Source organism: Flavobacterium sp. Sd200, from assembly GCF_009826935.1.
In the GTDB taxonomy this organism is placed as follows: Bacteria; Bacteroidota; Bacteroidia; order Flavobacteriales; family Flavobacteriaceae; genus Flavobacterium.
In genome coordinates this window covers 205,532-220,108 of the sequence record NZ_WUMN01000002.1, presented here as the reverse complement: position 1 = coordinate 220,108, position 14,577 = coordinate 205,532, and the positions used below count along the sequence as shown (strand labels likewise).

Sequence of the window (14,577 nt, the reverse complement as noted above, 5' to 3'; positions counted from 1 at the left end):
AGAATCAAAAACATTACCTTTGTATATATCTATATTTCCCCAAATGAGTTCGAAAATCCTTGTAATTGATGATGATACCGCTTTTTGTGTAATGTTAAAAACATTCCTGCAAAAAAAAGGTTATGAGGTGGTAAATGCCTTTAATGGCGAGCAGGCAAAGGATGAGCTTAAAAACCATACATTCGACGTTGTTTTAACTGATATCAGGCTGCCCGACAGTGATGGCCTTCAGATACTAAAACATATCAAAGAATCTTCTTTGGAAGCCCGCGTAATACTCATGACGGGTTATACCGATATCAAAACGGCTGTTAATGCCATGAAGCTTGGTGCTTTTGATTATGTAGGCAAGCCTATAAATCCTGAGGAAATATTGCATATTATCGGGCTGGCCTTAAACAAAACACCCGATAAGCAGAGTGCTGCCAATTCGGGAGTTTCTAAAAAGAATATTCAGACTAATAATGTTGCGCCTTTTGTAAAAGGGGTAAGCACTACTTCGGCTGAGTTGCATGAGCATATTGCTCTTGTTGCACCCACAAATATGTCGGTGCTGATAATTGGTGACAGTGGTACCGGTAAAGAATATATTGCCCATTCTATACACAGGCAAAGTAAAAGGGCAGATAAACCCTACATTGCAGTAGATTGCGGTGCTATACCCAAAGAGCTTGCCTCAAGCGAATTTTTTGGGCATTTGAAAGGATCCTTTACGGGGGCTGTTAACGATAAAACCGGGCACTTTGAAGCTGCAAACGGTGGTACACTGTTTTTAGACGAGGTAGGTAACCTCTCTTACGAAGTTCAGGTACAGCTGTTGCGCGCTTTGCAGGAACGCCGCATTAAGCCTGTGGGCAGTAACCATGAGGTTAATGTCGATATCCGGGTAATAGCAGCTACTAACGAAGATTTGCAGGAAGCTGTAAAGCGTGGCGATTTCAGGGAAGACCTTTTTCACAGATTAAATGAGTTTAGTATAAGGGCACCGCGTCTTGCCGAAAGAAAGCAGGATATTATGGTTTTTGCCAATCACTTTTTAGCCCAGGCAAACATAGATCTTGAAAAAGATATTGAAGGTTTTGACCAGGAAGTGGTGCAATTGTTTCGCAGTTATGACTGGCCGGGCAACCTGAGGGAAATGAAAAATATCATTAAAAGGTCAGTACTGCTCGAAAAATCAGATATGATACATATAGAGGTTTTACCTGCCGAAATGCGTGAACCTGTAATTAATGAAGTAGCTTTTAGTTATACAAAAGATAACGAAGAGGAAGCTATTAAAAGAGCACTGGAAAAAACCAATTATAACAAATCTAAAGCTGCAAAATTGCTGGATATAGACCGCAAAACACTTTATAATAAACTTAAATTGTACAATTTAGATTTATAAATTGTTGCGCTTAGACTGTTATTTCCTCCTGTAGTTTAGAACACAGTACATTTACATTGCTGCAAACATCTTCAATATAAGTTATAAGTTCTTGTTGAGTAAATACTAAAGTTTTTTCTTCAAGCGGAACCAGTTTTTGTACAATACTGTACACTTCCATTTGCCTGAGCATAGGTATCATTTTATGGGCTGTTCGGGCAGTTGCTTCAATATCGTTTTGCTGTGCGGCCTGTAGTAATGCTGCACAATTATCGTTTGCACTTTCTATAAAGGTGTCTAAAATTTCTTTCAGGGCTTCGGGGTCATTGTAAGTAAACTGAGAAAGGCTGTTAAGGCTGTATAGTTGCCCTGTACTGGATTTTTTATCCGGGTTTGGAGTAGTGCTTTCGTTTTTAACGTAACTGCGGTCAAAAATACCGGCAATAAGTTCCAGCAAGTCTTCCAACTGTACGGGTTTAGTGTGGTGGGCGGTAAAGCCACGTTCTTTATAATCGTCAACTGCGAGGTCCTGTTTGCCCGATAGGGCAATTACAGGTAATGCTGCAATGTTTGGGTTGCTGTGCTGCCTGATTTGTCGTACTAATTCGAAACCATCTACTACGGGCATTTGCACGTCGGTCAATAATATATCAAAATTGTTGTTTTGTAAATGATTTATTACTGTTGCCGAATTAATTTCGGTAGTGACTTCTACAGGATAATGACCCAACAGCTCTTTCATCAGCATGAGCTGCACATTATCATCATCAGTTATAAGTATCTTTTTCCCTCTTAAAAGATCATAAATATTGTGCCTTTCCTGTAGTGGCTGCTCAATGTCATGATCGGTAGCAGGTATGCAGGGCAGGGTAATGGTAAATATAGATCCTTGTCCTTCCTGGCTTTCGAGGCTGATAGTGCCACCCAGCAGTTCTATTATTTTTTTAGATATAGTAAGGCCAAGGCCTGTGCCTCCAAATTTTTTCTCTATTCCTGTGTGTGCCTGCGTAAACTCTTTAAAAATAGCACTGTGATTTTGCTTGGCGATACCTATTCCGGTATCTATTACAGATAGTATTATGTTCTTGTCTTCAATCTTTGCCGTAATTTCTACCGAGCCTTCGTGGGTAAATTTAAGAGCATTGCTCACAAGGTTAGTCAGTACTTGCTTAATCCTGTAGGGGTCTGATATAAAATAAGCATCCAGCTCATCTTCAATGTCCCAGTTAAGCTCAATGTCTTTGTCAAAAGCCATAGGTTGTAGCGAACGGCAGGCGGTTTCTATAGCTACTTTAAAATTAAAAGGCTGCTGCTCTATGGTTATTCGGTTATTTTCGAGGCGCGAAAAATCGAGCAGGTCGTTTACAAGCTTTAAAATATAATTGGCCGATTCTTTAATATTTGCCAGATAATGGCTTTGACGCGGCGTTACCCCCAATTTTTTTATAAGGTCGTGAAAGCCTATTATACTGCCCAGCGGTGTTTGCAGATCGTGCGTAACAGTGGCCATTAGCATACTTTTGGTGCGCAGCAGTTCTTCGTTTTCTGTGTTCAGTATTTCCAGTTGCCTGCGATAGTTTTGCTGGGTTGTAAGGTCGTTTATAATGATGTAGGCAAATACAATTAAAAAAAACAGCGTTACGGCCCCCACCCATGCCATGGTGTTTATGGTTTTGGCGAGTGCTGCCTGAGACTGGTTAATGTTTTTATAGGATTTTTGTACAAACTCATGCTCTACAGATGCTAATATAACTCTCAGTTTATCAGATATAATGCGGTTTTCTTCCAGCATTTTTTGTTCCTTGCGATACAACTGATAGCGCAGTTTATTATCTTTTATAAGCAGGTTAGTAAGTACTTTTTCAAAAGCCATGGCTAACGAGTCGTTAGAAACGGGCAGTTTGCTCAACGAGTCTAACTGGCGTGGCGTAAGCAGCGAGTTTACAACTTTGCGCCATTCATGAGACTTAGTGAATTTTACAGGTTTTATATTCTCCCAAATAGAGTCTTTGGTAATGTGTATGCCGCTTATGGCTTTGGTAAACGTATTATCGGCACTGTAGTTTTTACGATATTTGATAATCTCTGCAATACTGGCCTTTTTACGGGAAAGCAGCATTTGAACAGTATCAAATTTTTGCGCCTGGGCTGGTTCTACAATGCTTTTTATAGCCTCAATTTCGGTATTGATGCTATCGGTAATGCGATTGTAGTTTTTAAGGTCGGCAGCATTGCCGGTAAGTATAGAGCTGCGTCCAATGGCCTCAGATGCATACAAAGAGGCAATGGTGTTGCTTATGCGGATAATTTTATTGTTATCGGCAGCGTTTTGTGCAGGTCGTGCTATTTTTAGTATCTCAGTATAAACAAACCATACTGATAATACTGCTGTAATAAACAGTAAAAAATAGCCGGCTACAACTTTATATTTTGTTGCTTTTGGTTTTTGTACCATGCTTATAAAAATACACAATTATAATTACTAAACGGCACAACTGTGGTTTAAGTATAAGCAGTTTTGGGGGCAATAGGGGTGTTTAGCTTCTTACAATTACTCTTAAAAAGTTAACTTCGTCTTTTAAATGCTGTATCTCCGCTCTAAGGCTTTCAATTAAAATGTCATACACTTCTTTATTGGTGTTGCTAAGCCCTGTGCTTTGTGCATGGTCTTCGCCTAATACCTCATTAAAAAGATACATAATGTTTACATCTAGTATCCTTACGATTTTAAGAAGTTTAACCACATTTAGCCTGCGGTCGTCTTTTTCAAGGCGGCCATAGTTGCTTTGTGTAACATCAAGCTGTATAGCCATGCTGTCCTGAGTAATGCCTTTTTCTTCTCTTAACTTTTTAATTCTTTGTCCGATTACATTCATGATTTTAGTGGTGTTTTTTAGTCTGGGGTGGAGATGCGTTTTATTACAATTTAATTAATTTATTTATAACTATTGTTTAAGGATTTTGTGCTTAAATTCGATTTGTGCTCACTCGCCCTTCAATAATTACCTTACTCTACTCATTGCATTGCTAAACATGTATATTCAGTTTTAGTTTTTGCAAGCAAATAAGCAAGCCTGCTGATATTGTTGTATTTGTGTTTACTTGGATAAATGTATAAAACAAAAATCCGCTGGCAAAACGCGTGTCACAATTATTCGATATAATGTTCAGTTTAACCGTTAAAAGACAAATAAATTATAAATATATAGTTATTATTTAATAATCAAATTTTAAATATTGTAATTGTAATTCCCCTAAAAATAAACCGTTATGAAGAAGAAAGTTTTAGTTTATGATAACCAGTTGGGTTATTACGAAATGCTCGTTCGTACTATAAAAAAAGGATATGAATTTTTCCTGTATAAAAATAAAAGCGATGCTGATGAGGAGTATGATGCCATAGCATTTTTTTTGCACGATGAGATTGAACATTTAGACATGGTAAGAGTATATAGACCCGAATTGCCTTTTGTTTTTGCAATAGGTAACAAGCAGGATGCATCTTTAAAAACACCGGACAATGTTTTTATAATAGATCTTGATCGTACTAAGGGTGCTATTGTAAAAAAGTTTAAAGATGTTTTCAGGCAAATAAGTTTGCTTGTAAAAAAAGAAGAAGCCCTGTAAAACAGGGCTTTAGATTATCAGGAATTTATAAGGGAACGCGAAATTACAATTTTTTGTATTTCAGATGTTCCCTCATATATCTGGGTTATCTTGGCATCACGCATAAAACGTTCTACATGATATTCTTTTACATAGCCATTGCCACCATGTATCTGTACTGCTTCTATACTTACGTCCATAGCAGTTTGCGAAGCAAAAAGTTTGGCCATAGCGCCGCTAATGTCATAATTTAAATGGTTGTCTTTATCCCAGGCGGCTTTAAGGCAAAGATGCCTTGAGGCTTCTATGTTTACATACATATCTGCAAGTTTAAATGCAATAGCCTGATGGTTGCAAATCTCGGTGCCAAAAGCTTTGCGCTCTTTGCTGTATTTTAAAGCCAGCTCATATGCGCCCGATGCTATGCCCAGTGCCTGAGATGCTATACCAATGCGGCCTCCGGCAAGGGTTTTCATGGCAAATTTAAAACCAAAGCCATCTTCGCCAATGCGGTTTTCTTTAGGGACTTTAACATCAGTAAACATTAGCGAATGTGTGTCGCTGCCACGTATGCCCAGTTTTTGTTCTTTAGGGCCTATTTCAAAACCCGGCATGCCTTTTTCTAAAATAAGTGCATTAATGCCATGGTGTTTTTTCTCGGCATGAGTTTGGGCAATAACAAGATATACATCGGCAGTACCTCCATTTGTTATCCAGTTTTTTGTGCCGTTAACAATATAATGATCTCCCATATCTACGGCTGTAGTTTTTTGCGATGTTGCATCGCTGCCAGCTTCGGGTTCACTAAGGCAAAATGCCCCTATAATTTCGCCTGTGGCAAGACGGGTAAGATATTTTTGTTTTTGCTCTTCAGTGCCAAAGGCCTGCAGCCCCCAACATACAAGCGAATTGTTTACAGACATAACTACCGATGCGGAGGCATCTACTTTAGATATTTCTTCCATAGCCAGCACATAAGAAATAGTATCCAGGCCGCTGCCGCCATATTTTGGGTCTACCATCATGCCCATAAAGCCCAGTTCGCCCATTTTTTTAATTTGTTCCGCCGGGAAGATCTGTTTTTCGTCGCGCTCTATAACTCCCGGCAGCAACTCTGCCTGGGCAAAATCTCGGGCGGCCTGCTGTATCATCAGGTGCTCTTCGGTAAGTTTGAAATCCATAATTAATAATTTGGTTTTTTGTTTTATTACTCCCAAATGTAGTTATTTAATGCTGATTTTTCAAAATGAATGATTAATTTTAGCACATGATTAAAGAAAGCTACAACGTTTTAGGAGTAATGAGCGGAACATCGTTAGACGGAACCGATATTGCCCATATTATTCTTACTGTTAAAAACAATGTTTGGAACTATCAAATTTTAGAAGCCCAAACCATAGCATATACTTCTCAGTGGGTGCAAACGCTTAAGCAGGCTATTGAATTTAATGAGGAACAGTTAAAGGAACTGAATAAAAATTATACTGAACTGCTTGCCGGTTTTATAAACGGCTTCATCGAACAACATAATATTGAAGGGCTTGACGCTGTGTGTTCGCATGGGCATACCATATTGCACCGACCTCATGACGGTATTACGCTGCAAATTGGGAACCTGCCGCAAATTGCTGATTTGACGGGCAAAACCGTAGTGTGCGATTTTAGGGTGGCCGACGTATTGCTTGGTGGTCAGGGTGCGCCGCTTGTGCCAATAGGAGACAGGCTGCTATTTGCGGACTATAAATATTGCCTCAATTTAGGCGGATTTAGCAATATATCTTTCGAAGAAGATAACTGCCGTATTGCGTTTGATATTTGCCCTGTTAACACGGTACTTAACTATTATGCAAATGTGCTGGGGCATGAATATGACAATGGCGGCAGTATTGCAGCATCTGGTGTTATAAACCCTGTTCTTTTATCACAACTTAATGCTCTTGAATTTTATGCACAACCTTATCCTAAATCGTTAGGTTTTGAATTTGTAAAACAAACTGTACTGCCACTTATAGAGAATTATAACATAAGTCCACAAGACAAACTAGCTACTTTTACAGAGCATGTGGCGGTACAAATTGCTAATGTTGTGAACAGTAAAAGTGTTTCCGCAAGCCTGTTTATAACGGGCGGCGGCGCATACAATGCTCTTTTAATAAACCGTTTAGCTCAACTTTTACCCAATACAAATATTGTTGTGCCCGACGATAAGACCATACAATATAAGGAGGCTCTTATATTTGCCTTGTTAGGTGTGCTCAAACTTAGAGGCGAAATAAATGTATTGGGGAGTGTTACAGGTGCACCCCATGATCACACCGGGGGTGTTATATATAAAGGTTTATAAAATTCCGAGTTTTTTAATGGCTTCCACAAGTTCTTCTTCGTTACCTCCTTTGCCCTGCAACAGCATGTTTTTCATGCGTGCTTTTCGCAGCTCAATATCCTGTAATGATAAAGGTACGTAGTTAGGAATGTTTTTTGTCAATATTCCCTCAGAAAGGCGCATGAGTATCTGCTTGTCATAATTGTCAAGTTTGTAATTGTCAAACACACGGTCTTTAAGCGACTTTACAATTTTGCTGCTCAAATAAGTGTCTCCTGAAAATACAATTTTAAAGGCATTCAAAAACTCATCAATATCTATGTCGCTTTTACACAAAATGCCTTGTGGGTTTATTTCCTTTAAAAGCCTTTCTACCAAAGTAGCTTCGCTGTGCATGGTAAGAAAAACAATAAGGCAATCGGGCATTTTTTCGCGCAACAGTTTACCTATGTCTATGCCGGACATTATATTTTTTTCCGGATACGGAGGTAAACTAAGGTCAAGATATGCTATATTAAAGGAGTTGGCGGTATCTGTAATAAGATCGTAAGCCTGTTTGCAATCCAGGGCTTTGGTAAAAATTAGCCTGTGTCCTTCAAACTCCTCGTCAGAAAGGACATTGATATATCCGTTAACCGTCATTGGGTGATCGTCGACGATTAAAACATTTATTTCTTTGATCATAAATAAGGGACAATATTCCGGGGGGTTAATAAATTACGTCCTTTGTTGTAAAATTAGTGAATTAAATTGTTTATATTGCCTTAATTTTATTTTAATAGTAACTTGTGCAGTATTCATATCTTGTTGTAGATAATGACGAGGGAAATGCGAAAGACACACTGGAGTGGCTGGATGAATTTCCTGACTTTTATTGTATAGGCACAGTTTTTACTGATAGCGATGCGGTAGATAAAATCCTTGAAACACAACCGCAACTTGTTTTCCTGACCATAGATTCTAAAAGTAAATCAAACTTTCCCTTTTTTGTAATTACCGAATTATACAGGTATATAAACGTATTGCCTTATTTTATAGTATTGGCAGATACCCAAAACTTTGCATATGAGGCAATAAAGCATGGAGTTTTTGATTATTTACAAAAACCTTTTACGTCTCCTGCATTTATTAAATGCCTTTACAGGTTTAAAAAACAGGTGCTTTGGCCACAATATGATAATAAACAATCGGTAAAGCCAATAAATACAGAGAGAGAAAAGAAGGCGTTGCTAAATGAGGAAGCTGATTATGCAAGGAATACTGCCGAGGTACAAAAATCGGAAGTTGATATTCAAATTTGTATAAAATCGTATGGCGATTATCAGTTTATAGCACTACGCGATGTTGTTTATTTACAGGCAGATAACAATACAACTGATTTTCATTTGCAAAACGGTAAGAAGTTAACAGCTTATAAAACCCTAAAGCATTACGAAAATAACCTGCCGTCTTTTTTTTACCGCATACACAATAGCTATATAGTAAATAGCAACTATGTGTCGCGAATCAATACAGGCAAATCGTTATGTTATTTGGATAATAATGAGATCTCGGTTTCGTTTTCGAAGACTTTTAAAGATAATGTTGAAACCATTATAAGGCAGATAGCGCCGGAGTATTTGTAAAGAAAAAGGGTAAAATAAACATAATCAGGAGTGTGTTCAATGATAATGTTACGTTTGAATAAATAAATTATAAATAATTTATTGCTGATGGTATTTTGGATTTAGATCAGTATTAAGACGCTTTTTATAGCACTGTTATAAAAAGCAAGTTATTATATAACTTAAATTTCTGTTAAATAAATCTGATTTTCTGTGTTTTGAAAATTGGGTAAATAAATACAATTTTATCTCTGTATTTATTTTTTACATTTTACCACTCAAATCGGTCGAGTTACTCATGTAGAGTGTCTTTTTACTAAACAGCCTTAAAAGATTAGTGTTTCGTGTTTTTTTGTAATTAGTTTTGCTTCAGAAACAAACGGTAAACGCGACCGTTTAGCTAAAAAATAAATATTCAGAAAAATACATCATTACTAAAAAATTTACTACATCATGAAAAAATTTATCTTTTCTTTAGGCCTTGTTGCTCTTGTTAGCTTCGCATCAACTTCTTGCTCAACTGATGACAGCGCATTAGAAACTACAAAAAGTACATCTGCAGATGATTTTACTAAACCGGGTCCTGGCGATGTAGATCTTCCAAAACCAACTGGTCCAAGGTTATAATTGGCAGTTAACATAAAATTATATATTTTTGAGGCAATAGTACAAATACTATTGCCTCAAAAATTTTGAATATATACCGTCACGTATTTTTTTTGACGCTTATTTTAATAATCGTCTCTTCCTGCAAGCGGTCTGCAGAAAATGCCGCTTTTAAAAAAATAGACGGTTTTTTAGAAAAAGGCTCTTCCGCCGCGCTTGAAGACTCATTAAAAGAGGCCTATCTTGACTCTGCTTATGTACTGTTATCAGATTTTAAAAATGATAGTGTTTCAAGACAGGCGCTTAATAAAACAGCACTTAATTATTATTATTTAAGTAAATACAACAAGGCTATTGCAGTAAGCAAAAAAAGCCTTTCTCTTGCTACTGATGCCAATGATAGTATCAGCATGGCCAGGGCATTGTATATATCGGGTATATCTTATTATGAAAATACTTCCCAAGACAGTGCTTTTGCTGCCTACAAGCATGCTGAGAAATTATATGCAAAGTTAAATGACCCCGATCTTGGGCGTATTATACTTTACAAGGCCTACATTTATTATGATATTGGCGAGTTTGTGCTTTGTGAGACCGAAGCTTTTAAAGCCTTGCGCGAATTACAGGAACAAAAGGTAAATACAGAGATTTATAATTGTTATAATCTTATTGCAAATGCGCTTGACGGGCAGGATAATAATGCAGATGCAATTAAATATTTTAAGCTTGCCCTTGAGCAGATCGAAAAATTTAAAGCTGAAGGCTATAGTGTAGACGTTATAGATGCCTACAGAGCCTCCTGTTATAATAACATGGGGCGCATTTATGTAAAAATGAAACAGTATGACAAGGCTATACAAATATCTAAAGAGGGGATTGAGTTTAGTCATGTAAAAAAAACGAGCCCAAATTTATATGCAAAGCTTTTGAGTAATTTGGCTTATGCTAAGTTTAAGCAGGGCAATTATTCTGATTTGCCAACTATGTTTTTTCAGTCGTTAAGAATAAGGGATAGCCTTAATAATATGCCGGGTATGGTTTCAAGCCGCATATACATTGGCGAGTATTATATAGCAGTAAAAGACACTCTTAAGGGCATTGAATATTTACAAAGGGCTTATAGGGATGCAAATACTATAAACAGCAGTACCGACAGGCTTACCTGTTTGAAGATGCTTGCAGATGTAGATAAAACCCAAAGCAGCTACTATTCTGAAAAATACATACAGCTAAACGACAGCCTTCAGCAGAAAGCTAAATTAAACAGAAACAGGTTTGCCCGGATCGAGTATGAAACCGACAGGCTGGTAGTTGAGAAGGAAGCACTGGCCCGTAAAAATACCTTTATAATAGGTGTGTCGGTAATTGTGCTGTTGTTTGTGGCGGCTATATTTATTATTTACTATCTTAATTCGCGCAATAAAGAACTATTGCACATACAGGAACAGCAAAAAGCGAATGAAGAAATATACATGCTTATGTTTGAACAGCAGGGGCAGGTAGAAGGGGCCCGTGCTGAAGAGAAAAACCGTATTGCTATGGAACTTCATGACGGTATTTTAAATAATATCTATGCTGTGAGGCTTAATCTTGAGTTTACCAATAAAAAGACCGACGAAAAAACCATTGAAGAAAGAAAAGGCTACATTAAAGAGCTTCAGCATATAGAAACTGAGATAAGGGCGGTATCGCATGACCTTAGCAGAAATATAGCTTTTAATCAGGATAAAAGTTTTGAGAGTATATTGGAGTATATGATAACATCTCAAAAAAATAATTTCAATACCAGATTTGATGCAGAGATAGATACCAAAATAAATTGGGAGCTATTGCCAAATACGCACAAAGTAAATGTGTACAGGATTATACAGGAGGTGCTTCAAAACGTAAATAAATACTCTCAGGCAAAAAATGTTGTTGTTATTATAAAACAGGATGATGGATTTATAGCAATGAGTATTTCTGATGACGGTGTTGGCTTTAATACTGCTATAGCTGCAGAGGGTATAGGTCTGAAAAATCTTAAAAAAAGGAGCGAAGCCTTGGGCGGTAAATTAGATATAGAGTCGGCTCCGGGGGCAGGGGCAACAATAAGTGTTCGGTTTCCTGTTGTAACATAAAAATTAAATTTTGTGCAAAATATGTTTTATATCTTTGCGACTGTTATAAAAAACACAATTTAATGAAAGATCTTCTTAGCATATACGAAAACAAACAGCCTGAAATAGTTTTTAACTGGAAAGATACCGAAACCGATGCCGAAGGCTGGACGGTTATAAATTCGCTTCGTGGCGGTGCAGCCGGTGGTGGTACCCGTATGAGAAAAGGCCTTGATATGAACGAGGTGCTTTCTCTTGCCAAAACCATGGAAGTGAAGTTTACAGTATCGGGCCCGGCAATTGGCGGTGCAAAATCAGGTATAAACTTTGACCCTAACGACCCACGTAAAAAAGGCGTGCTGCAACGTTGGTACAAAGCAGTGTCTCCGTTGCTTAAAAGTTATTACGGAACAGGAGGCGACCTTAATGTAGATGAAATTCATGAAGTAATACCTTTTACGGAAGAGTGTGGTGTTTGGCATCCGCAGGAGGGTGTTTTTAACGGACACTTTAAACCAACTGAGGCCGACAAAATAAACCGTATAGGTCAGCTTCGCCAAGGGGTGGTTAAAGTTATCGAAAACCCTTTGTTTTCGCCCGATGTAGTGCGCAAATACACCGTGGCCGACATGATCACTGGTTTTGGCGTTGCCGAAGCAGTGAGGAATTTTTATGAAATTTATGGAGGCGATGTAAAAGGCAAGAAAGCTATAGTTCAGGGTTTTGGTAATGTGGGTAGTGCTGCGGCATTTTATCTTGCCAAAATGGGAGCAAAAATTGTTGGTATTATAGATCGTGATGGTGGTTTGATCAATAAGGAAGGCTATAGTTTTGAAGAAATTAAAGAGCTGTTTTTAAATAAAGATGGCAATAAACTTGTAGCTGATAATATGATTCCGTTTGAAAAGCTGAATGCTGAAGTTTGGAGCATTGGGGCAGAAATTTTTACACCTTGTGCCGCATCAAGGTTGGTAACTAAAGAACAGGTAGATGCTATGGCAGCGAACGGCCTTGAAGTTATTTCTTGCGGAGCGAATGTGCCTTTTGCTGATAAAGAAATTTTCTTTGGCCCAATAATGGAAGCTACAGACAGTAAAGTGAGCCTGATACCGGATTTTATTTCTAACTGTGGTATGGCGCGTGTTTTTGCCTATTTTATGGAGAAAAAAGTGTCGATGACCGATGAGGCTATTTTCCAGGATACATCAGATATTATTAAAAAGGCAATACAAAACGTACACGCTCAAAATCCTAATAAGACAGGTATAAGCAATACAGCGTTTGAAATTGCACTTAAACAATTAGTATAAAAATATAATAGTATTTTTTAAATTTAATGACAGATTAACCTCTGTCATTTTTTTATTATGACATACGAAGAAACCATACAGTGGATGTTTAACCAGCTCCCTATGTATCAAACACAAGGAGCATCAGCCTACAAAAAAGATCTTACCAACACTTTGTTGCTGGCGGAATATCTTGGTCATCCTGAAGGCAAAATAAAGGCTGTTCACATAGCCGGAACCAACGGTAAAGGATCTGTGTCCAATATGCTTGCTTCTGTGCTGCAAACTGCCGGATATAATGTAGGGCTTTATACATCGCCGCATTTAAAAGACTTCAGGGAGCGCATTAAAATAAACGGACAGGATATTTCAAAAGATTTTATAATGCAGTTTATGCAACAACATAAACCTTTTTTTGAAGCTAACAGTCTTAGTTTTTTTGAAATGACTGTTGGTCTTGCCTTTGAGTATTTTAAAGCTGAAAATGTAGATGTCGCTATAATTGAAACAGGGCTTGGCGGTAGGCTGGACTCTACCAATATTATAACACCACTGCTTTCTGTAATAACCAATATCGGCATGGATCATACTCAGTTTTTGGGTAATACTTTACAGGCTATAGCAGGAGAAAAGGCCGGGATAATTAAGCCGGGTGTATCTGTTGTGGTAGGGGAGTATCTGCCTGAAACCAAAGCAGTGTTTGAAACTAAAGCCGAACAATGTAATGCACAATTATATTTTGCACAGGATGCTGTTGTGCAAAAATATGAATCCGATCTAAAGGGATTATACCAGCACCAAAACATCAAAACCGTTGTGCAGTCGGTAGGATTACTTAGAGGGCATTTTAATATATCTGAGGAGCATTTGACTGAAGGGTTATTAAATGTTGCTAAAAATACCGGATTTATGGGGCGCTGGCAGCAAATTAACTGTAATCCTACAGCAATTGCCGACACGGCACACAATAGCCATGGGCTTAAATTGGTTATGCAGCAGGTAAAGGAGCAGCATTTTGAGACACTGCGTATTGTTTTTGGGGTGGTAAATGATAAAGACCTTAGCGATATCTTGCCGCTTTTGCCACAAAATGCAATCTACTATTTTTGCAAACCGAGTGTACCGAGAGGGCTTGATGCCGGAATTTTAGCAGAAGAAGCAAAAAAATATAAACTTTTCGGAAAAATTTTCACATTAGTAAATGATGCTTATAGTGCTGCAATTCAGGATTCAAGTGAGAATGACTTTATTTATATTGGCGGGAGTACTTTTGTAGTGGCCGAAATTTTATAGAACAATGCTTGCAGATATGAAAAACTGTAGTATATTTGCACTCGCAATACGGAAGTAACCACAACGATTGCAAGATTGGGGCGATTAGCTCAGCTGGTTCAGAGCACCTCGTTTACACCGAGGGGGTCGGGGGTTCGAACCCCTCATCGCCCACCACTACAAGGCTTTATTTTCGGATAAAGTTAGTTAAATCACAGAAAACCTGCACTTTACGAAGTTGCAGGTTTTTTTATTTTACCCTCCTGCACTATCAAAATTTACAAAAATGCCCATAATTTGTGGCACTTTTTGTGGCACCAAAGAAATTTTTAAAAATGTGCCACAAAATCCAATGTAACGTTTTGATTATCAACAGGTAAACCTGCTTAACGACTTGATTTACAGACGC

Annotated in this window: 12 protein-coding genes and 1 tRNA gene; 9 read left to right on the top strand and 4 right to left on the bottom strand. The window is 37.9% G+C overall.

Features of this window, described 5'->3' with window-relative positions; translation table 11 throughout:
• Nucleotides 1-43 precede the first annotated feature (43 nt).
• Nucleotides 44-1,390, top strand: a complete 1,347-nt coding sequence (locus GR160_RS07050; RefSeq protein ID WP_160749163.1) for a sigma-54 dependent transcriptional regulator — start codon at nt 44-46, stop codon at nt 1,388-1,390.
• Nucleotides 1,391-1,400: 10 nt separating this feature from the next.
• Here the strand turns inward: GR160_RS07050 and GR160_RS07045 are convergent, their stop codons facing one another.
• Nucleotides 1,401-3,824 carry an ATP-binding protein gene (locus tag GR160_RS07045; RefSeq protein WP_160749162.1) on the bottom strand — a complete coding sequence of 808 codons (2,424 nt, stop codon included), beginning with the start codon at nt 3,822-3,824 and terminating at the stop codon, nt 1,401-1,403.
• An 82-nt stretch (nt 3,825-3,906) separates the two neighbouring features.
• Nucleotides 3,907-4,245, bottom strand: a complete 339-nt coding sequence (locus GR160_RS07040; RefSeq protein ID WP_160749161.1) for a helix-turn-helix domain-containing protein — start codon at nt 4,243-4,245, stop codon at nt 3,907-3,909.
• Between the two features lie 394 nt (nt 4,246-4,639).
• On the opposite strand from GR160_RS07040, the gene GR160_RS07035 reads away from it, so the two are divergent.
• Complete coding sequence (locus tag GR160_RS07035; protein WP_160749160.1) at nt 4,640-4,996, top strand: hypothetical protein; 357 nt, start codon at nt 4,640-4,642, stop codon at nt 4,994-4,996.
• 17 nt (nt 4,997-5,013) lie between these two features.
• Here the strand turns inward: GR160_RS07035 and GR160_RS07030 are convergent, their stop codons facing one another.
• The gene (locus tag GR160_RS07030) at nt 5,014-6,156 is read right to left on the bottom strand and encodes an acyl-CoA dehydrogenase (protein ID WP_160749159.1); all 1,143 of its coding nucleotides are present in this window, start codon (nt 6,154-6,156) and stop codon (nt 5,014-5,016) included.
• 86 nt (nt 6,157-6,242) lie between these two features.
• Between GR160_RS07030 and GR160_RS07025 the strand changes: the two genes are divergently transcribed.
• On the top strand, nt 6,243-7,319 hold the full coding sequence (locus GR160_RS07025) for an anhydro-N-acetylmuramic acid kinase (RefSeq protein ID WP_160749158.1): 1,077 nt from the start codon (nt 6,243-6,245) through the stop codon (nt 7,317-7,319).
• Here GR160_RS07025 and GR160_RS07020 read toward each other — a convergent pair.
• The gene (locus tag GR160_RS07020; RefSeq protein WP_160749157.1) at nt 7,314-7,982 is read right to left on the bottom strand and encodes a response regulator; all 669 of its coding nucleotides are present in this window, start codon (nt 7,980-7,982) and stop codon (nt 7,314-7,316) included. The two genes, GR160_RS07025 and GR160_RS07020, sit on opposite strands and share 6 nt — an antisense overlap.
• A 104-nt stretch (nt 7,983-8,086) precedes the next feature.
• Between GR160_RS07020 and GR160_RS19550 the strand changes: the two genes are divergently transcribed.
• The 6 genes from GR160_RS19550 to GR160_RS06990 all read left to right on the top strand — a co-directional run bounded on the left by GR160_RS19550 (nt 8,087) and on the right by GR160_RS06990 (nt 14,345).
• Nucleotides 8,087-8,923, top strand: a complete 837-nt coding sequence (locus GR160_RS19550) for a LytTR family DNA-binding domain-containing protein (protein ID WP_160749156.1) — start codon at nt 8,087-8,089, stop codon at nt 8,921-8,923.
• Between the two features lie 432 nt (nt 8,924-9,355).
• Nucleotides 9,356-9,529, top strand: a complete 174-nt coding sequence (locus GR160_RS07010) for a hypothetical protein (RefSeq protein ID WP_160749155.1) — start codon at nt 9,356-9,358, stop codon at nt 9,527-9,529.
• A gap of 92 nt (nt 9,530-9,621) precedes the next feature.
• Complete coding sequence (locus GR160_RS07005) at nt 9,622-11,628, top strand: ATP-binding protein (RefSeq protein WP_160749154.1); 2,007 nt, start codon at nt 9,622-9,624, stop codon at nt 11,626-11,628.
• A gap of 62 nt (nt 11,629-11,690) precedes the next feature.
• Nucleotides 11,691-12,917: a Glu/Leu/Phe/Val dehydrogenase dimerization domain-containing protein gene (locus tag GR160_RS07000; RefSeq protein ID WP_160749153.1), complete on the top strand. Its 1,227-nt coding sequence runs from the start codon at nt 11,691-11,693 to the stop codon at nt 12,915-12,917.
• 57 nt (nt 12,918-12,974) lie between these two features.
• Nucleotides 12,975-14,189, top strand: a complete 1,215-nt coding sequence (locus tag GR160_RS06995; RefSeq protein ID WP_160749152.1) for a folylpolyglutamate synthase/dihydrofolate synthase family protein — start codon at nt 12,975-12,977, stop codon at nt 14,187-14,189.
• Between the two features lie 78 nt (nt 14,190-14,267).
• Nucleotides 14,268-14,345, top strand: a tRNA-Val gene (locus GR160_RS06990).
• The last annotated feature ends 232 nt before the right edge of the window (nt 14,346-14,577 follow it).